The following is a 20,751-nucleotide window of genomic DNA, read 5'->3' on the forward strand; positions in this document are numbered from 1 at the left end:
CTGAGCTTTAAGAATTTAAAAAGAAAAAACTATGAAATAAAAGAGTAATAGACACGTGGCATTATTGAAAAAGTTAGAACAACTTTTTCATGTCCCATGCCTTCGGCGGACAAAAAGTTGTTACCAACTTTTCCAACAAGCCATTGGAACGGATAACCTTACTCGAAAAAAAACCAATATATAACCCTTATTCAAAGTTGTTGAAAACTTTATGATGCTTTACATAGGAACCTGTGTTAGCAGATGGTTTTATTATTTAAGTTATCTATAATATTTTATACTTTCACCATTATAGTATCCAATTCCATCATTTTTGGTTAGAAATAGAATTTCTTTTTCACTTATAAATTCAAACTTAATCACATTTAAATGTAAACAATAGTCTTTCTCATATTGTGAATTACAAGTTAGTTTTGGACTAAAAAATAGTTTTTTTGAAAAAGAACAATCTAAATTGTTTAAAGTATAAAAACCTTTAGAGCTAAAGAAGTAAAGTTTATTATCAAATTTATTAAATGTAATTGGTCCTAATTTATTAATTTCATTTTCGGTCAATATTTTTTCTCTCAATTCTCTGTCATCATTTTTAAATCCCATAAAGTTTCTTGCAAAAGCAAACTTATATTTTTCATCTTCAAGAATTTCCTGATCAAAGCATGATTTATAATAATCTTTTTCTTTTTTTGAAATTTTCACGATTGTACCATCAACATAATAATGAAAGTCTTTTTCGGCAGCATAAATCATTGTATGACCACCTCCACTTGAAGTTATGAATAAGTCGTCGGTATTATTATAAGCAACTCCTTTGGCTACACTTGAAATACTTAAATTATATGGATATTTATAAATTGTATCTCTTTCTGTTACTTTAATTATTTTTGGATATTTTTCCTTTAGTTTTGTGAAATAGTCATTTCTGTCTTTATATTTAATCGCATCATCAAGTCTTAACCAATCATCGTAAATGAATTCTTTTTTATTTAAATCAAAAAAGCAAACATTTCCTCCCCATTCTCCTTCATCATAGGCAAACCAAATAAAATTCATTTTATCTAAATAAATGTAATCAGGTTCAATTAATATTGTTCCTGTGTATTTTGCTCTAACTTTTCCATAAAAATTGGTTTCCCTTTTAGGTATATAATCTTTTTTGTTGTAGTAAATAGATTTGTTGGAATATATTATATATTCATCTTTTGTATTTATTAATACAGAAAATATTTCTGCATCGATTTTATCAATCTGTTTTACTTTATGTTTGTTATTTAGTATAAATATTTTTCCATCTTTACTTCCAAATACTAATTCGTCATTTGATTTTTTCGCTATTGCAGTAATGTTATTTTTAATTAATTTGAAATTATCTTTTTGTAAATCAATTTCAATTAAATCATTATTTTGAGATATAGCATATAATTTATTTTTTACTGACACAAAATCTTTATATTCGGAATTCAATAATTTTATTTGAGTTATTGAAACGCTATCATTTTGAAAATTACTTTGTGCAATTCCCAAAAAGCTGAAGAGACAAAAAAGATATTTAATATAGAATTTCATTGGGGATATTTTTTACGCTTTTTTGGGGAAACTATCTGCTAACGTTAGGTCGCTTGGCGATGTGGCGGATTAAGGAAGCCTAAACTTTCGGTTAATGACTAATTTTACAAGTACAAAACCAACTTCAAATTAAGCCTAAACCCGCCATATTGCCAAACGGCGGTTGGGCGATGTTTTTTATATTTTCCAATTATTTTTCAAGGCTTCTAATTTCGGAACAAGACAAGATTTTGTTTCGTCATTTTCAGAGACAAATACTTTAATTTTATCTTCTACTTTTTTCTCAACCATTATTGAGAAATCTGTTGTTTTAGATTTACCGAATATTTTTTGTCCATTTCTATTTTCGTAATAATAATTAATTAAAATACTTTGTCCAATACCTGAAATTGGCAAACCTGAATTTGGAACCATTGAGATTAATGTTGCTTCTTTAACAACACCATTTTTGTAAAGATTATAATCTCGTAAAGCAGGAATTAAACCAATAAATGAAAATATAGAACCCAGAATAAAAAAGATTAAAGGTAAAATATAGAACACATAAAATGGAAAAGTAAATGATTCCAAATTTTGAATTTTTGATTGATTCTCAAAAGTTTTAATTTTTATTTCGCTTCCAATTTTCATTGCATTAGTTTTCTCTAAATCCATAGTTTGGAATTTATCAGATTTAGTTAAACCGTTCTCTAAATATTCATAACTAATTCTCAATGGATGTTCACCATTTATTGTAACATTATTTACTGGTCTTAAATCTGTGATTTTTGCATTTATTTCTGTTCCATTTTGTTCAATTTTTTCAAAATCATATTTTTCATAAGGTTCAATAAATGATTTTGTCATAAACAAAATACTTGGCAGAATAATAAATAATGATGAAAATACAAATACAATTCCAAGAATTGAAAACGGTCTTCTACTTTTAATAAGCGTAATTAAATTCGAAAAAGTTACTTCTCTTTTGTTCATTTTTATCTATGGTTTAATTTTTACGTTTTTTCTCGGGCAAAATATCGCCCAACGTTTTGCCGCTTTGCGAAGGCGGGGATTTTCAGCACTAAACCTCATTAAATGCACAAAGCTTGAATTTAACACTTCACTGTCATAGAAGCACGAAACCCCCGCTTTTGCAAAACGGCTGTTAGCAAATCGGTTTAATTATATATTTCTTTAAAAATCTTTCAACTTCAGTAATTTCAGAAGTATTTAATTCCAAGTGTTGTAAAGTAATATTTTTTTCATCTTCAGTTGTAAATTTAATTTTCTCTTCATTAATTTCAAACGTTCTAATTTTATTAACATCAATATTTTGTTTAATCTTTCCGTTTTCAAAATTCAGATTTTCATTTTCAACTTTTATGAATGAATTTGGAATAAAATTTAATCCTTGAAGAATTTGTGTAACACCAAAAATGAAAAAAATTATTACTCCAATTTTTTCGGTTTCAGTTACAAAATAAAAAAATACTGAAAATAAGCAAAAAATTGAACCAAGAATAAATGGTATTAAGTTGTAATAACTATCATTTTTAGTTCTAATTCTTATTTCATTTTTAGGTTTTTCCTTTAAATATTTTTTAGTTTTATAAATGTCATAAATACTTGCAATTATCCATATTAAAGGGAAGAAATAGTAACCTACAAAATCGGTTGAAACATACAAAATAATAAGTAATACACCTGTAATTTCAAATATTGAATATTTTCCAAATTTCATATGTGATTTTGTTTTTTTACGGTTTTTCAAAAACTGTTTGCTAACTAGTAAATATCATCAAATATATACAACTTTTTTAACCTTTTCAAAAATTAATCAAGTTTTTTCTTATAACTATCAGCCGTTAAACGATCCAACGGACTTTCAATCTTATTAACAGCACTAGCACTAATATGCGTGTAAATTGTGGTAGTCTTAATACTCGAATGACCCAAAAACTGCTGGATATACCGAATATCTGTCCCGTTTTCAAGTAAATGTGTCGCAAAACTGTGTCGCAACGTATGCACAGTAGCCCGCTTTTCTAAACCCGACTTCTTCAACGCGTCACGCATTACTGCTTGAACACTTCCCACACTATAAGGCTCTCCGGCAAATTGACCCTCAAAAACGTACTTTTTCGTTTGATACAGACTGCGGTAATATTCCAACGAACTTACAATGGAATAAGGCAACATCACCATCCTATCCTTTTTGCCTTTTGCGTTGCGAATGTGAATTTTATGCTCAGAAAATAAAATATCCCGCCATTCTAACGTTACAATCTCACTCACTCGCAATCCTGCCCCATAGCCAATCAATAAAAGCAGTTTGTGTTTTGGGTTATCCACAACCCTAAAAATCTGTAAACACTCCTCCATCGTCAAAACCGACGGAAGTTTCTTCTCTTTCTTTGGTCGTGGTAATTTTAATTCGTAGCCTGGAATATGTAAAACTTGCTGATAATAAAATAACAAGGCGTTCACCATTGAATGCCCCGAGGCCGCACTCAACCCCCGCTCCATTAACGATGATAAATACTTTACCGTTTCCTGATAACTAATTTCTTTCGGGTTTCGATAGCCATGATCACGCAAAAACTGCAAAAAACTGTGTGAATACGTCCGCAAAGTAGAACTGCTGTAATTTAAGGCCAACAACATATCAACCATGCCCGAAACATACACATGAGCTGCTTCAGGAACCTGTTCAAACAAGCGTGACTTCGTCTGACTCAAGTCGAGCTGCTTCCGATTCACCACGTTTCGCTTGTGCAAATAACCCTCGGGCAACTCAGAGCTAATTAGTATGCGATTGGGCTCAAAATGCAATAACAAAGCATCATAAACCTGCGGTGTAGCCGGCAATAAATAACAAGATCTAACCTTGCTGTAACGAGCCATCGACAAACGCTTTACCTTCTCTCGAATCACCAAAATAGCCGGAACATAAACCTCCATCCATTTTGAATCCTCCTGATGAACTCGCAAAACAATCGACTTTCCCTCAAAAACAACTTCTTTTTCTAAATAATCTTCCGGAAAAAAAGCAGTTACTTCCAAAATGCGTTCCAACGCTTCCTTCACTTTTGGATTTCGCATAGCCATGTACACTTTATAAGTCGAATGCCAATAAACCCCTTTAACTAATTTTAATTGATTCACAACCGCTTGAACATAGCGGATTTTAAAAACCCAATATTTCCCTAAATTAGGCAATAATTCTAACCGCAACTTCTGGGCTAACGAAGTTTCATTCGTGCTATGTTCAGGTTTGTTTAAAGAGGTTGTTAAACCTAACTGAAGTTCGCTTTTGGCTATGGGTGGAAGGTCACGGCTACTTATTTCGCCGGCCACCGGTTGGGCTATAATAAAATTGGGAAATACTGTTTTTAACGCTTTGTAGGCTTCCACCGTATAATCAATATACCAACATTTGAGTGTATTGCTGTAACAGGCTCCAATCGTTTTTACTTGTTGCTGAATGGCGTAATTCTTTTCAAAAAAGAGTCCGATACGAACTGCTCCCCGATGTTCTATTTTTCTGATAGTTAATGTCATATGGCGTATAAATAAATACAAATATAAAAAATAATTTGAATCCGAATAAAAAAAACTACCATGTTACTAAAAAGTAAGTCATTGATATTCAATGATGCTGAAAAAAATACGCGAACACTATTAAATCACTTTCGATGTGAAAAACAGTTTCTAAACAACTAGACCATGAATAGGTGGGAAATTTTATAAAATCTGCTTTATATCTTTTTCTACCATAAACTTCGACAATATTTGTTGTTACAGAATCAGAAGATCTTCTTAACTGACTTCCTTATTCATACATTTCATATTTAGGTAAAAGTAAAGAATAACAATGTGACAAATAAAACAATTCCAATCCCAAATTATATATATCTAAATCTTTATAACTCTTCGTTTAGCTCATTTTTGTTCAACCTACAACACACCTACAACCCACAACCTACAACCTACAACCCACAACCCACAACCCACAACATCAACCCAATCCACAAAACACCACTTCCACCGCCTTTTCCTTCCCCCGCACCGGCGTAAAAGTCCCATCCAACTCCTCAAACGACTGCAACTCCACAATAAAAAGTAACACCCCTTCCCCATTCGGCTCAACCGTCGGAAAAGGATACCGCAACAACCGCTTACGTGCCCTTTCTATATGCCAATCACCGGAATACAGTTGCCCGTTCATCTCCGTAAAGTCATAGTTGACCACATGCATGCGAATACCCACACATTGCAATCCCAAAGGCTTTTGAATAAGAGCCAACCGCAACTGCTTCTTTTTCACTTCCGAAGTAAACACAAAACCACTGTCAGGATTAAATCCATACCCTTGCATCTGTTGTAAAACATCCGCTTGCTCAAAAGCACTGGCTAATAAGCGTTCGCCTCGCTCGTGTTGTGTATCAAAAACCATCAACGACCGCATTTTCTTGGTGAGGGAGTTCACAACCGCTAAATTATTTTCCCTTGGCAAAATACCGTTCAATAAATCACGTAACCCTTTACAACTTTTCGAAACACGTCCAAATTCACTCGCATTGTGCCGACAGTTCGCATACTTGGGCGATTTTTTTAACGCCTTGCTCGTAAAGCCACTTTGGGTGCGAATGATGTAATCGTGTTCTAATTTATAAATCACTAATCCTCCTCCTATTCGCTTCGGGATTGGATAACCGGTAGGGATGATTTTAGCCATATTCGTAGGTATTGATTTTCCTAGGGTTTCTTCGGGTTTTGTTCGGGATTGGTTCGGTGTTGTGGTACCCTTGCAACAGAACTCGCGTCATTCCGCTACACAAAAATAGACCTATTTTCGAATTAACATGCTCTTTATCTGTACTTCATAATAACAAAGTTTTGAACAAATTTATTTCCATCATCGTCAAAAAATGAAATGAAACCCTAAAAAAATGAGGTAAATTCAACTGCGTCAGGGCTCTTAAAAAAGACGTTACGAATACCTTGAAAAGCAGCAATAGATTCTGCTAAAAGTCGGGCGAATTCATAAAAAACTTCAAAATAAAAAGAACAAGAAAAATACCTAGCTACCGCTAGCTCCATGTCATCCCCGGATCAAAGCCAGATCGAAGCCGTAGTTGTGGTACCCTTTGGTAAAATCCTATCCCTTACACCCGTGCCATTCCATCAACCTTTAATCAATAACTAGTGTACAGGTAATCCCGCACCTAACCCAAAAAACTCAACAACACCCCGGCTGCGATCGCACTACCAATTACTCCGGCAACATTGGGTCCCATAGCATGCATCAGTAAGTGATTAGTTTTATCATATTCTAAACCAACCACTTGCGAAACCCTCGCACTATCCGGCACAGCTGAAACACCTGAATTTCCAATCAAAGGGTTAATTTTATTGCCTTCTTTCAAGAATAAATTAAACAGTTTAGTAAACAAAACACCTGATGTAGTAGCAATGATAAAAGAAACGGCTCCAATAGCAAAAATACCCACTGAATTTCCGGTTAAAAAAGTGGTGGCTTGGGTAGAAGCCCCTACAGTTAATCCGATTAAAATAGTTACAATATCGATCAAAGAACCTTTGGCCGTATCGGCTAAACGTTTCGTTACGCCACTTTCTTTTAATAAATTACCAAAAAATAACATTCCTAACAACGGCAGACCACTCGGAACAATAAAAGTAGTAAGCAATAGGCCAAAAATGGGAAACATGACCTTCTCATTTCTTGAAACAACACGCGGCGGTTTCATCCGAATTAACCGTTCTTTTGGAGTAGTTAATAACCGCATGATTGGAGGTTGAATAACAGGCACCAAAGCCATGTATGAGTAAGCTGAAATAGCAATCGCTCCCATTAATTCGGGGGCCAATTTAGAAGATAAAAAGATAGCGGTCGGACCATCGGCACCGCCAATAATAGCAATAGCACCTGCTTGCTCCGGCAAGAACCCTAACGCCAAAGAAGCCATATATGCTCCAAAAATACCAAATTGAGCTGCCGCACCAATTAACATCAATTTCGGATTGGAAATTAAAGCCGAAAAGTCAGTCATCGCCCCAATTCCCAAGAATATCAGGGGCGGATAAATACCTTTCATCACCCCAAAATAAAGGTAATTCAACACACTGCCTTCTTCATAAATGCCAATTTGCAAACCGGGAAAAAAAGGAACGTTTCCAATTAAAATTCCAAATCCAATAGGAACCAATAACATGGGTTCATATTCTTTAAAAATAGCTAAGTAGATAAAGACCAACCCGATTACAATCATGACAGCATGACCAACCGTAAAATTAGCAAAAGCGGTATATGTGAAAAAAAGCTGTAAATGTTCTACTAAAAAACGCCAAAACTCGTTCATGATTACTTATTTTATGGTCATTAAAATATCGCCCTCCATAACAGCGTCGCCGGGAGTAAAATGAATGGCTTCCACTACTCCTGTCTTATCCGCTGGAATGCTGTTTTCCATTTTCATGGCTTCTAATGTGAGTAGTTCTTGTGATATCGACACTGTATCACCCACTTTCACGTGCAGTTTCAAAATAACTCCGGGCAGAGGTGATTTAATGGTTCCACCACCCTTAGGGGCTGCTGGATGACTTGTCTTTGCGATGGTTTCTGATGAATCGGTGGAAGGAACGGCTACAGAGCGAACTATTTTTGGGGTTTTAGTTACCGACGATTTCTTTTCTAACTCAACCGTATAGGCAGTTCCGTTTACTTGAACATGTGCTACATCCTCTTCCAAATTATCAATCACTACTTCGTAGCGGTTTCCATTTATTTTAAAATTAAATTTTTTCATCGCTTTTTATTTTAATTCTTTACGCATTCCATAGATTTTTGAACTCCAAGGAGAATAATTGCGGTTAATTTTTTTGATGGTTAATAAAGCCGTTTCATGGTCGTGCAATTCTTGTTGATACAAATGAATAGCCAATGCCACTGCTGCTCCCAATTCTAATGTAGCTGCACTGTTGTTAGCGATCGGATTATTTTCTTTGGATGCCTTACTTCTGAAATCATAGGCAAAAAGTTTGGCAATATTCTTAAAGGTAAAGTATAAAATTACCAACGAAAGAAACACAACTGACATCGCTACCAATGTCATTCCAATCCCATAAGGGTCTAATCGGGCAAACTCCGCAGCATCTTTGTGCGTACTTACTTGTACTAAAACGAATAATTGGTTCATACTACAATGGTAAATTAGAGTGTTTTTTGGGTGGATTCACCACTTTTTTAGTAGCCAACGATTGAAGAGCTCGAATGATTCGAAAACGTGTATTGCGTGGCTCAATTATATCATCAATGTAACCATAACTGGCTGCATTATAGGGGTTAGCAAACTTCAGTTTATATTCTTCTGTTTTATCAGCAATAAATTGAGCTCTTTCCTCTGAATTTTCAATTTGCATGTATTCCTTTTGGTAGAGAATTTCAATCGCTCCTTTTGGACCCATCACTGCAATTTCGGCATTGGGCCAAGCATAATTGATATCGCCACGCAAATGTTTAGAACTCATCACATCATAAGCTCCACCATAGGCTTTTCGGAGAATAATAGTGACTTTGGGAACTGTTGCTTCGCCATAAGCAAATAGTAGTTTTGCACCATGAATGATGATACCGCCGTATTCTTGCGTTGTTCCGGGTAAAAATCCAGGTACATCCACTAACGTTACGAGTGGAATATTAAATGCATCGCAAAAACGGACAAATCGAGCTGCTTTTCGGGAAGCGTTACTATCTAACACTCCCGCTAAATAACTCGGTTGATTCGCAACAATTCCAACCGGTTGTCCGTTAAATTTGGCATAACCCACCACGATATTTGGGGCATAATGACGGTGGACTTCAAAAAACTCATTCTCATCGGCAATGGCGTGAATAACATCTTTAACATCATAGGGTTTATTTGGATTTTCAGGGATTATTGTGTTCAAACTATCTTCAAATCGATCGATCGGATCTAAACAAACTGAAAGAGGCGGTTCTTCCAGATTATTCTGCGGAAGATAACTCAACAATTTCCGGATGAGTAATAACCCTTCTTGTTCGTCTTCGGCAATAAAATGTGTTACACCCGATTTGGTTCCGTGTACCATGGCTCCTCCTAATTCTTCATCGGTAACCACTTCTCCGGTAACGGTTTTCACTACTTTCGGACCCGTTACAAACATATAGCTGTTTTTCTTGGTCATCATAATAAAATCAGTTAACGCAGGCGAATAAACAGCACCGCCGGCACAAGGCCCGAAAACAGCTGAAATTTGCGGAATCACACCGGAAGCCATAATGTTGCGTTGAAAGACTTCGGCATAGCCGGCTAAACTAGTTACTCCTTCTTGAATTCTAGCTCCGCCACTATCGTTAATGCCGATGATTGGAGCTCCCATTTTGAGAGCCATGTCCATCACTTTACATATTTTTTGAGCAAATGTTTCTGATAATGAACCTCCAAAAACCGTAAAGTCTTGCGAAAAAACATAGACTAACCGAGCATCAATTGTTCCAAATCCAGTAACAACGCCATCGCCTAAATATTTTTGTTCTTCCAAACCAAAATTAGTACTACGGTGCGTGACAAACATATCAAACTCTTCAAAACTGTTTTCATCCAGCAAGAGTTCAATTCGCTCACGTGCGGTTAATTTTCCTTTGGCATGTTGCGTATCAATTCGTTTTTGACCACCGCCTAATTTAGCTTCTGCACGTTTGTCTAATAAGGTTTTAAGTTGGTTTGTACTTTCCATTAGTGTAGATTTACAAATTATTATTTTCGCAAAGTTCCAGCAACACACCATGCGTTGCTTTCGGATGCAAAAAGGCGATGTCTAATCCTTCTGCTCCTTTTCTCGGCGTTTTATCAATTAACTGAACGCCTTTCGTTTCTAACTCCGTTAAATTTTGTTGAATGTCTTTTACAGCAATGGCTAAATGATGGATGCCTTCACCTTTCTTTTCGATAAATTTTCCAATGGGACCTTCGGGGTCAGTAGATTCCAGTAATTCAATTTTAGATTGTCCGATTTGAAAGAAGGCCGTTTTTACTTTCTGTTCTTTCACTTCTTCAATGTTGTAGCATTTGAGTCCGAGCATGTTTTCCCAAAAAGGAATAGCTTCATCTAAGCTTTTAACAGCAATTCCAATATGTTCTATGTGTGATAAATTCATGACCTTATTTTATTTAAAATATACAACAAAGTTAGATTGATATAAGATGTTAAAATCTGATAATTGTCAGGTTTATGTAAGCAAGTAGTAAAATAAAACAATAAAGGCAAACTCAAACGTTTGCGGTTGAAAAAGGAAAATATTAATAAAAAAAAGAGACCAAAGTCTCTCTTTATTAATACGCCACCAACTCCACCAACTCTTTTTCAAATCGTTCTTTTGGTAAATATTGATCTTCCAATGCTTTCACGAAAGGAATCGGCGATTCTAACCTACTCACTCTTCGCACAGGACCATCAAAATGTTCAAAATAATTTTACATTATCGAAAGATTGACGGTAATGGATGAATTTATCACAGTGAATAAAAAAAAATGACAACCTGAAATCTTATTGCCTTTCTTATTTGATTTGATTTGAACACTTTTTACATAAAGCAAGTTGGGCTTTATCTATCGTAGCAACACTTTCAACCGCATCAGTCATCACGCATTTTTTATCAGGACAATGTGGCAAACCTAAATTATGCCCGAATTCGTGAACAGTAACTTTTTTTAATCGCATAAAATGGACTGCTTTATTTTTATGTTGAATTCTAAAGGTAGAAACCACACAACTTTCCCCCGGACAATAAGCCAAACCCATAATTCCCCAATCTTGGTATTTGTGAATAGGTTCTTTTATTTTTCCATTTTCTTTCTTAGAAGTTGAAATGTCTTTTTCGGTTAAACCAATGATGTAATCTAATGAATCGGCAAGTTCAACCTTTTGAAGTTTAATAATTTTATCCGCTCTATAACGTGGCGATTTCACTTTAGTAAAGGTTGAAATGTGATGTGATTTTTTAGGTAAAATAATCGTTTCAACACTATAGAATGTATGAATAATTTTTGCGACAGTGTCTGTTTTGGCTTTTGAAAAATCAGCATACGGTTGAATGCCAACTTTAATTTCATTTGTTGAACTTTTCTCGCATGCAACCCATAAAAAAGAAAAAATACAAAAATAAGCGATTGACCTCATTCCATTTTTTATTAAACATGCAAAAGAAAATTAATACGCCACCAACTCCAACAATTCTTTTTCAAATCGTTCTTTTGGTAAATATTGATCTTCCAATGCTTTCACGAACGGAATCGGTGATTCTAAACTTCCCACTCTTCGCACAGGTCCGTCTAAATGCTCAAAACAATTCTCCATAATCATCGACGAGATATCGCTTGAAATTCCACCAAAAATAGTATCTTCTTGCAAGATGATACATTTGTTTGTTTTCTTCACAGATGCGTAAATCGCTTCGGTATCCAAAGGTTGTAAGGTGCGTAAGTCTAATACATCGGCACTAATTTCAGGATGTTTCGCTAATGTTTCAAGAGCCCAATGCACACCGGCACCAAACGAAATAATGGTGACTTGCGTACCTTCTTTCAATAATGCTGCTTTTCCAAACGGAATGGTGTAATAATCCGTCGGTACCTCTTGATAAACACTTCTGTATAATTGTTTATGCTCAAAAAACATCACCGGATTCGGGTCGTTAATAGCCGTGTTCAATAAGCCTTTCACATCATAAGGAAAAGCGGGATAAACCACTTTTAAACCCGGTGTTTTAGTAAACCAAGCTTCGTTCGTTTGCGAGTGAAATGGTCCGGCTTGCGTTCCGCCGCCACAAGGCATACGAACCACAACATCGGCTTTTTCATTCCATCGGTAATGTTGTTTTGCCAATAAATTCACTATGGGATTGAACCCCGTCGACACGAAATCGGCAAACTGCATTTCTACAATGGCTTTGTGTCCGTTGATGGATAATCCCATTCCGGCAGAAACAACGGCACTTTCACAGATTGGCGTATTTCGCACACGCTCTTTTCCAAAAAGTTTTACAAAACCATCGGTCACTTTAAATGCTCCACCGTATTCGGCAATGTCTTGACCCATAATCACCAAGTTGGGATGACGTTCCATCGACTGCTTCAAACTTTGCGTAATGGCATCAATCACACGGACATTTTCAGTTTTATCCGAATGTGTAAATTCCTCAAAATCATATGGTTTGTAAACGTCATTTAATTCTTCACTTAAATCAGCTTCAAAATCCGGCTCATTAAAAACCAAACGGATGTGTTCATCCATTTCTTGTTTATAAGCTGTTCGAATGGCATCGTCATACGCATTGGTGAGTAAGCCAATTTCTTTTAAATATTCTTTATAATTCTCAATCGGATCTTTTTGAGCCCACTCATCCATTAAGTCTTGCGGAACATATTTGGTTCCACTCGCCTCTTCGTGACCTCGCATTCTAAACGTCAAAAACTCCAATAAAATCGGTCTTGGGTTTTCTAGCAATGAAGCCTTTAATTCCGCTACTTTTGTAAAAACTTCTAAAATATTATTTCCATCAATAATATGACTTTCCATGCCGTAGCCAATGCCTTTATCGGCCAAATTTGTACAACGGTATTGTTCATTAGTGGGTGTTGAAAGTCCGTAACCATTGTTTTCAATCACAAACAAAACAGGCAAGTCCCAAACGGCTGCAATGTTTAGTGCTTCGTGAAAATCGCCTTCACTAGTGGCACCTTCTCCCGTAAAAACCGCAGTAACTTTGCCATTCTTTTGAAGTTTATTGGCCAAGGCAATTCCGTCTGCCACACCTAATTGCGGCCCCAAATGCGAGATCATTCCGATGATTTTATATTCTTGTGTTCCAAAATGAAACGAACGGTCGCGACCTTTGGTAAAACCGCTTTTCTTTCCTTGCCATTGAGCAAAAAGACGTTGCAACGGAATATCTCTAGTGGTAAAAACACCTAAATTTCGATGCATTGGCAAAATGTATTCGTCTCTATCCAACGCGGAAGTAATTCCTACCGAAATCGCTTCCTGACCAATGCCGGAAAACCATTTGGAAATCTTACCTTGACGAAGCAAGATCAGCATTTTTTCTTCAATTAAACGCGGTTTCAGTAAACGAATATACAAATCTAGAAGCGTGGTGTCGGAAAGATTTTTTCTGTCGAAAAGCATAGTTTGGGTGTTTTAAAACGCTCCCAAAAGTACAAAAAATAACAAATCGCAATCATTTTGTGATACTTTTTTATAAAACGATTTCGTTACTGTTGATAACTTTCAATTTTGCAATCTAAAATATTTATTTACATTTGTATTTACAAGCATTCAACTCACTTTGAGTTATTAACAAATAATAATTTTAGTATGCAAAACATTCCTAGTGTTGACTTGCGTGATTTCCTGTCGGATGATCCGACACGTAAACAAAAATTTGTAAATGAAATCGGAAAAGCTTTCGAAGATATTGGCTTCGTAGCACTAAAAGGTCATTTTTTAGATGACAACTTGGTTGGTGAATTGTATGGAGAAATTAGAAATTTTTTCTCCTTACCATTAGAAACAAAATACAGCTATGAAATTCCGGGCATTGGCGGACAGCGTGGTTATGTTTCGTTTGGTAAAGAACATGCAAAAGGAAAAAAAGAAGGTGATTTAAAAGAGTTTTGGCATTTTGGTCAGTATGTGAGCAAAGATTCAAAATATGCCGCTGAATACCCTGATAATGTAGAAGTAAAAGAACTACCAAGATTTAACGAAGTGGGCAAAGAGGCCTATCAAATGCTCGAAAAAACAGGTATTTATGTATTGAGAGCTTTGGCGTTACACTTAGGTTTAGACGAATTTTATTTTGACAAGTACGGTAAAGAAGGAAACTCCATTTTGAGACCAATTCACTACCCGCCAATTACTTCAGAACCTGAAAATGCGATTCGTGCTGCTGCTCATGGTGATATCAATTTGATTACCTTATTAATGGGTGCTCAAGGTAAAGGTTTACAAGTGCAAAACCACAATGGCGACTGGATTGATGCCATGGCTGAGCCCGATGAACTAGTTATCAATGTGGGAGATATGTTATCGCGTCATACGAACAACAAATTAAAATCTACCATTCATCAAGTAGTAAATCCACCAAGAGAATTGTGGGGAACATCACGCTATTCCATTCCGTTCTTTATGCATCCGGTAAGCGATATGCGTTTGGATGTGTTGGAAAATTGTATTGATGAAAATAACCCAAAATTATACGAAGACATTTCTGCGGGAGAATTTCTGCACGAACGTTTGGTTGATTTGGGATTGATTAAGAAGTAATTTTATTTAAATACAAATAACCAAATTCCATTTATATGGGGTTTGGTTTTATTTTTGGAACACAGATTTTAAAAATCTGAGAAATTATAAAAAATAAAAAAATTATTATTCTAATTTTTTATATTTCTTATATCTGTGTTCAGAAAACGAATAACATTTTAAGCCATATTAACAATTAAAAGCCATACAAAATGAATTTAAAAAAATTTCCACACCAAGAATTAACAAGACAAATTATTGGTATCTATTATCACGTTTATAATGAATTAGGTTATGGATTTCTTGAAAAAGTTTACCATAATGCTTTTGCTATTGAACTTACAACTAGAGGATATAAAATAGAAAAACATAAAAAAGTAAGCGTTTTTTATAAGAATGAAATTGTTGGAGAATATATTCCTGACATTTTAGTTGACGATAAACTAATTATTGAATTAAAATGTGCTGAAAATTTGGTTGAAGCCCATGAATGTCAATTAATTAATTATCTCAGAGCAACAGATTGTGAAGTTGGATTAGTTTTAAATTTTGGAAAAGATCCTCAATTTATTAGAAAAATATTCACTAATGATTTGAAAAAGAATAAAAATCGATTTTAATTATCATTATTTCAGTTTTATCATAAAAATGAAAGAACACAGATTTAAATAATTTGAGAAATTTTAATAATTTTTTTTTATTAATTTTTAAAATCTGTGTTCAAAAACATAAAAGCAAAACAGATTCAAATAATTTGAGAAATTTTAATAATTATTTTTTATTTTATTAATTTTTAAAATCTGTGTTCAAAAAAATAAAAGTAAAATAGATTCAAATAATTTGAGAAATTTTAATAATTTTTTTTATTTTATTAATTTTTAAAATCTGTGTTCAAAAAAATAAAAGCAAAACAGATTCAAATAATTTGAGAAATTTTAATAATCATTTTTTATTTTATTAATTTTTAAAATCTGTGTTCAAAAACATAAAAGCAAAACAGATTCAAATAATTTGAGAAATTTTAATAATTTTTTTTATTTTATTAATTTTTAAAATCTGTGTTCAAAAACATAAAAGCAAAACAGATTCAAATAATTTGAGAAATTTTAATAATTTTTTTTATTTTATTAATTTTTAAAATCTGTGTTCAAAAACATAAAAGCAAAACAGATTCAAATAATTTGAGAAATTTTAATAATTTTTTTTATTTTATTAATTTTTAAAATCTGTGTTCAAAAAAATATAAGCAAAACAGATTCAAATAATTTGAGAAATTTTAATAATCATTTTTTATTTTATTAATTTTTAAAATCTGTGTTCAAAAAAATAAAAGCAAAACAGATTCAAATAATTTGAGAAATTTTAATAATTATTTTTTATTTTATTAATTTTTAAAATCTGTGTTCAAAAAAATAAAAGCAAAACAGATTCAAATAATTTGAGAAATTTTAATAATTATTTTAATTTTTCAAATCTGTGTTCTAAATAAATATAACCATGCACGATTTAAGTGAACAACTCAAAAAACTCTTCCCCCACCATCAACCCTCCAACGAACCGGAGCAAGTTGAGGAAATACCACACGAATTATACGTTCAAAAAGAACCTATGATTTGTCAATACGAAAAGCGAAAAGGTAAACCAACCACGATTATTTCTGGTTATGAAGGTGCTGATGAAGACTTCAAAATTTTAGCCAAAGAAATAAAGAGTAAATTTGCCGTAGGCGGAAGTTTCAAAGACGGTGAAATCATCATTCAAGGTGATTACCGTGATAAAATAATGAAATTTCTCCAAGAAAAAGGATTTAAAACCAAACGTGTTGGAGGATAGTTTTGTTTCAAGTTTCAGGTTTCAAGTTAATTTTTTACTCAACCCCAGAACCCCAGAACCCCAGAACCCCAGAACCTTAGTCCCTCAGCACCTTAGCACCTCAAAAAAATGATACAATCATCCGAATTAATACTAAACCCCGACGGCACTGTCTACCACATCAATTTATTGCCGGAACAAATTGCTCACGACATTATTTTCGTAGGTGATCAAAATCGGGTTGAAAAAATTACAAAACATTTTGATTCCATTGAATTTTCAACACAAAAAAGAGAATTCAAAACACAAACCGGAATCTACAAAGGCAAACGAATATCGGTCATGTCCACCGGAATTGGTCCCGATAACATTGATATTGTGATGAATGAATTGGATGCTTTAGTGAACATCGATTTAAAAACCAGAACCATAAAAGAGAAACTAACTTCGTTAAACATTGTTCGGATTGGAACATCCGGTTCGTTGCAAGCCGCTATTCCGGTGGATAGTTTTGTGATGAGTTCGTACGGACTAGGTTTAGACAACATGCTTCGCTCCTATTTAATCGATGCTGTTTCCGAAAAAGACATTGAAGAGGCGTTTATTCAACAAACCAATTGGGATTTACGAAAAGGCCGTCCGTATGTGATTAAAGGAAGTGAAATTTTAGCCAAAAAATTTGAAAGCACGCAAATTCACCAAGGTTTCACCGGAACGGCAGGCGGATTTTACGGACCACAAGGCCGCGTATTGCGTTTAAATATTCAAGATGCGGACTTAAATTCTAAGATGGATTCGTTTATTTACAACGGCATTCAAATGACGAATTTAGAAATGGAAACCGGAGCGATTTATGGTTTAGGAAAACTGTTAGGACACGAATGTTTATCGTTGAATGCAATTATTGCTAACCGAGCAAATGGAACGTTTAGTGAAGATCCTTACAAAGCGGTGGATGCGTTGATTGAATATGCGTTGGATAAATTGACTGAAAATAATTAATAAATTAAGAACACAGATTTTAAAAATTAAGGAAATTTTTAAAATTATTTTAATTTCTTAGATCTGTGTTCTAAAAAAATAAATGAATTTACAGATCCAAACCAAACGCCTCCTCCTTCGTCCACTTGAATTAAGCGATGCAAATGCTTTTTTTGAAATGGACAATAATCCTAGTGTTCACAAATACCTTTGGCAAAAACCAACTCAAGATATTATCGAAACAATTAAAACAATTGAGTACGTTCAACAACAATACCGAGAAAATAAAATTGGTCGTTTTGCTACAATACTGAAAGAAACAGGTGAATTCATTGGTTGGACAGGCATTAAATTCGTAAACGACCACGTAGAAAACGGCAATACCAATTTCTATGATTACGGCTACCGTTTAAATGAAAAATTTTGGAACAATGGTTATGCTACAGAAGCCTCCATTGCTTGGTTAGACTATGGTTTCAATCAAATGAATATTGAAAAAATGCACGCTTACACCCATGGTGAAAACAAAGCTTCCAATCATGTTTTACAAAAAGTAGGTTTTCAATTTAGGGACGATTATCCGGATAAAGAGGGTGTGATTTGGAAATGGTGGATGATGGAAAAAGTATTCAGTAAGTAGTTTTCAGTTAAAGTAAACTTAATCAATTTAAATAAACCAAGTAAATATTTAAATTGCATGGATTATACAATTTTCTACTATGAAAAAAATACTGTTATTGATTTTATTTTTTGTTTCTCAAATTGCCATTGCCAATACTAAAGTAAACACACAAAAAAAAGTAGAAAGCTTTATTCAAATTTGGGGCTTATTAAAATACCATCATCCGGAAGTTAGTAAAGGAAAATATGATTTTAATAATGAATTTTTATTAGAATTTGAAAAAATTCAATTAATTGATAATCAAGAAGAGTTAAATAATGAATTTTTAAATTGGATTAAAAAATTTGATGGTAGTAAAATAAGTTACAAATCAGATGATGACTTTTTTAAAAGAAAAAATTTACATTCAAAAAATACAGATTTTAAATGGATTAATAATTCAAACTTTACTAACCAATTAATTGAAATTTTAACTGGAATTAAAAACAATGCAGTATTTGGCGATTATTACGCTTCAATAAATAGCCTAAACAAAATGGTTGGTTTTAAAAATGAAACTGGTTTAAACAACTTTGATTCAACATTAAAATCGCATCGAATGCTTTTTTTGAGTTCATTTTGGAATAGTATGCGATATTGGAATGTCAATATTTATTTAACAGAACAACCTTGGTCTGAAATATTGACAGAAATGATTGATGAATTTGATAGTGCTGATCAACTTAAATTTGAACTTTCAAAAGAAAAACTATTCAGCAAACTAAACGATTCACATTCCAATTATCAATACAGTACAACTTTAAATTCTCTCACAAATTTTCCTGATTTTGGTGGACGAATCATCAATGACTCATTAGTAATTGATGTCATTTTCAACAAAAATAAGATTGAAAAAGATGCAATGGAAATTGGTGATATTATTTATGAAATAGAAGGTTTAAAACTCCGCGAATATTATTTATTGAAATATCAAAATGTTATCAGTGCTTCAAATGAAAATTATTTAAAATCGGCAATTGAAAAAACCTATTTACTAGCTTCCAATAAAGATTCTATACGAGTGGAACTACTTAAAAAAAATGGTGATAAACAAAATCGATACATTCATTTATCAAAATTAAAATATTTTGCTGAAAGATATGTTCGTCAAAGACCTACAATAGAAGTTAACTCGAAAATAATAGAAGAAAATATTGGTTATGTTAACTTATACAAAATAAACAAACAAGAATTAAAAACAGCATTTAAATCCTTCGAAAACACGAAAGGTTTAATCATCGATTTACGCAATTACCCCGAGTTTATTTCTGAAGCTGACATTGCAAATTATCTTTATCCAAACAAAAAAAAGTTCTTAAAAGCTTTGGCTCCCGTATTTCCTTCCTATGCTGCATACGATATTGAAGCACCTTTAAAAATTATAAAAGATCCATTTTCTTCCGGCAGAACTAATAAGAATTTCTATAAAGGAAAAGTTGTATTGTTAGTTGACAGAAAAACAGCCAGTAAAGCAGAATTTATTGGAATGGCTATCCAACAATCTCCAAATTGTATAACTGTTGGAGAGCAAACTTTTGGAGCCGTTATGAATAGAACTGAAGTAATTTTAATGGATAAAACAACAATTGATTTTACCGGAGTTGGTGCATTTTATCCAAATGATGAAAGAGTTCAAAGAAATGGTCTGAAAATTGATTACAAAATAAAAGAATCAGCGATAAATTTCCATTTAAATCATTACGTAGAAGAAGCAATCAAAATAATAAATCAGTAGTTATGAGAAATAGAATTTTAATAATTCTTTTTGTACTCTCTTTTATTTTTGCATCTTGCAAGAAGAAGAATGATAGTATTGAAATTTATTTAACAAAAGAAAAAATTGAAAGTTATGATGGTGTTCCTTTACGAACAGCAATTAAAGACACCACGATAATTAGGCAAGTTCTTGAAAGTTATAATGAAGAAATTAGAATTGATACCTTAAACAACAAACCAATTTATATGGGTCATTTTGTAGCTGAACTTAGTGATTTAGAAGAAAAGCCTTTTATAAATGATTCTGAAATTTTGGGTTTTGATTTTGAAAATTCAGAAATACATTTTAGTAAATCGGTAACTGAAAAAATATATAAATCAATACCTGAATGGAGAAAGAAAAGCCATTTCGGTAAACAATTTGTTTTATGTCATAATGGCAAAATTATACTAAACGGATATTTTATTGGTTCAATGTCTAAATACCATTCAAATACTTATCAAATTAAATATCATAGATATCCTGAACATAAAAGAAATGATGCTTTAACAAGTGTTGCTTTTTCAATAAGTGATAGTTTAAACTTTGAAAAAAACAATTTAAAGAAAAACAAAGAATTATACCATGCGTTTAAAAATAGATTAATAAATCAATCTGAATAGTCTTACTACTTAATACTCCCCATCTT

19 protein-coding genes and 1 pseudogene are annotated in these 20,751 nt (G+C 33.3%); 7 read left to right on the plus strand and 13 right to left on the minus strand.

Going from position 1 to position 20,751, the window contains the following annotated elements; all coding sequences use genetic code 11:
- Nucleotides 1-261 precede the first annotated feature (261 nt).
- The 13 genes and pseudogenes from B0I10_RS09825 to B0I10_RS09885 form a co-directional block, all read right to left on the minus strand.
- Complete coding sequence (locus tag B0I10_RS09825; protein WP_146740338.1) at nucleotides 262-1,563, minus strand: hypothetical protein; 1,302 nt, start codon at nucleotides 1,561-1,563, stop codon at nucleotides 262-264.
- A gap of 177 nt (nucleotides 1,564-1,740) precedes the next feature.
- Nucleotides 1,741-2,535: a hypothetical protein gene (locus B0I10_RS09830; protein WP_146740339.1), complete on the minus strand. Its 795-nt coding sequence runs from the start codon at nucleotides 2,533-2,535 to the stop codon at nucleotides 1,741-1,743.
- A gap of 172 nt (nucleotides 2,536-2,707) precedes the next feature.
- Nucleotides 2,708-3,283 carry a hypothetical protein gene (locus tag B0I10_RS09835; protein WP_112086342.1) on the minus strand — a complete coding sequence of 192 codons (576 nt, stop codon included), beginning with the start codon at nucleotides 3,281-3,283 and terminating at the stop codon, nucleotides 2,708-2,710.
- 92 nt (nucleotides 3,284-3,375) lie between these two features.
- Nucleotides 3,376-5,103 carry a tyrosine-type recombinase/integrase gene (locus tag B0I10_RS09840; RefSeq protein ID WP_112086343.1) on the minus strand — a complete coding sequence of 576 codons (1,728 nt, stop codon included), beginning with the start codon at nucleotides 5,101-5,103 and terminating at the stop codon, nucleotides 3,376-3,378.
- An 88-nt stretch (nucleotides 5,104-5,191) separates the two neighbouring features.
- Nucleotides 5,192-5,359, minus strand: a pseudogene (locus B0I10_RS15805) (four helix bundle protein); the annotation flags it as partial.
- A gap of 201 nt (nucleotides 5,360-5,560) precedes the next feature.
- Nucleotides 5,561-6,280, minus strand: a complete 720-nt coding sequence (locus tag B0I10_RS09850; protein WP_112086344.1) for a hypothetical protein — start codon at nucleotides 6,278-6,280, stop codon at nucleotides 5,561-5,563.
- A gap of 490 nt (nucleotides 6,281-6,770) precedes the next feature.
- Nucleotides 6,771-7,925 carry a sodium ion-translocating decarboxylase subunit beta gene (locus B0I10_RS09855; RefSeq protein WP_112086345.1) on the minus strand — a complete coding sequence of 385 codons (1,155 nt, stop codon included), beginning with the start codon at nucleotides 7,923-7,925 and terminating at the stop codon, nucleotides 6,771-6,773.
- A 6-nt stretch (nucleotides 7,926-7,931) separates the two neighbouring features.
- Complete coding sequence (locus B0I10_RS09860) at nucleotides 7,932-8,372, minus strand: biotin/lipoyl-containing protein (protein ID WP_112086346.1); 441 nt, start codon at nucleotides 8,370-8,372, stop codon at nucleotides 7,932-7,934.
- A gap of 6 nt (nucleotides 8,373-8,378) precedes the next feature.
- Nucleotides 8,379-8,762 carry an OadG family protein gene (locus tag B0I10_RS09865; protein ID WP_112086347.1) on the minus strand — a complete coding sequence of 128 codons (384 nt, stop codon included), beginning with the start codon at nucleotides 8,760-8,762 and terminating at the stop codon, nucleotides 8,379-8,381.
- Nucleotide 8,763: 1 nt separating this feature from the next.
- Entirely contained in the window at nucleotides 8,764-10,323 is a 1,560-nt protein-coding gene (locus B0I10_RS09870) for an acyl-CoA carboxylase subunit beta (RefSeq protein WP_112086348.1), read from the minus strand.
- 10 nt (nucleotides 10,324-10,333) lie between these two features.
- Nucleotides 10,334-10,744, minus strand: coding sequence for a methylmalonyl-CoA epimerase (mce, locus tag B0I10_RS09875; RefSeq protein ID WP_112086349.1), 411 nt, complete (start codon nucleotides 10,742-10,744; stop codon nucleotides 10,334-10,336).
- Between the two features lie 401 nt (nucleotides 10,745-11,145).
- The gene (locus B0I10_RS09880) at nucleotides 11,146-11,766 is read right to left on the minus strand and encodes a matrixin family metalloprotease (RefSeq protein WP_112086350.1); all 621 of its coding nucleotides are present in this window, start codon (nucleotides 11,764-11,766) and stop codon (nucleotides 11,146-11,148) included.
- Nucleotides 11,767-11,796: 30 nt separating this feature from the next.
- Nucleotides 11,797-13,773: an alpha-ketoacid dehydrogenase subunit alpha/beta gene (locus B0I10_RS09885; protein ID WP_112086351.1), complete on the minus strand. Its 1,977-nt coding sequence runs from the start codon at nucleotides 13,771-13,773 to the stop codon at nucleotides 11,797-11,799.
- A gap of 189 nt (nucleotides 13,774-13,962) precedes the next feature.
- Between B0I10_RS09885 and B0I10_RS09890 the strand changes: the two genes are divergently transcribed.
- From B0I10_RS09890 to B0I10_RS09920, 7 genes are all read left to right on the plus strand, one after another.
- Nucleotides 13,963-14,913 (plus strand): isopenicillin N synthase family dioxygenase, encoded by a 951-nt coding sequence (locus B0I10_RS09890; protein WP_112086352.1) that lies wholly within the window; start codon nucleotides 13,963-13,965, stop codon nucleotides 14,911-14,913.
- Nucleotides 14,914-15,104: 191 nt separating this feature from the next.
- Nucleotides 15,105-15,512: a GxxExxY protein gene (locus tag B0I10_RS09895; protein ID WP_112086353.1), complete on the plus strand. Its 408-nt coding sequence runs from the start codon at nucleotides 15,105-15,107 to the stop codon at nucleotides 15,510-15,512.
- Nucleotides 15,513-16,389: 877 nt separating this feature from the next.
- A complete protein-coding gene (locus B0I10_RS09900) occupies nucleotides 16,390-16,725 on the plus strand; it encodes a translation initiation factor (RefSeq protein WP_112086354.1) in 336 nt (111 codons plus the stop codon).
- 108 nt (nucleotides 16,726-16,833) lie between these two features.
- Nucleotides 16,834-17,706: a nucleoside phosphorylase gene (locus B0I10_RS09905; RefSeq protein ID WP_112086355.1), complete on the plus strand. Its 873-nt coding sequence runs from the start codon at nucleotides 16,834-16,836 to the stop codon at nucleotides 17,704-17,706.
- A gap of 82 nt (nucleotides 17,707-17,788) precedes the next feature.
- A complete protein-coding gene (locus B0I10_RS09910) occupies nucleotides 17,789-18,325 on the plus strand; it encodes a GNAT family N-acetyltransferase (protein ID WP_112086356.1) in 537 nt (178 codons plus the stop codon).
- A gap of 79 nt (nucleotides 18,326-18,404) precedes the next feature.
- Nucleotides 18,405-20,081, plus strand: coding sequence for a S41 family peptidase (locus B0I10_RS09915; RefSeq protein WP_112086357.1), 1,677 nt, complete (start codon nucleotides 18,405-18,407; stop codon nucleotides 20,079-20,081).
- A 2-nt stretch (nucleotides 20,082-20,083) separates the two neighbouring features.
- A complete protein-coding gene (locus tag B0I10_RS09920) occupies nucleotides 20,084-20,725 on the plus strand; it encodes a hypothetical protein (protein WP_112086358.1) in 642 nt (213 codons plus the stop codon).
- Nucleotides 20,726-20,751 lie beyond the last annotated feature (26 nt).

This window comes from Flavobacterium lacus (assembly GCF_003268815.1).
GTDB lineage: Bacteria > Bacteroidota > Bacteroidia > Flavobacteriales > Flavobacteriaceae > Flavobacterium > Flavobacterium lacus.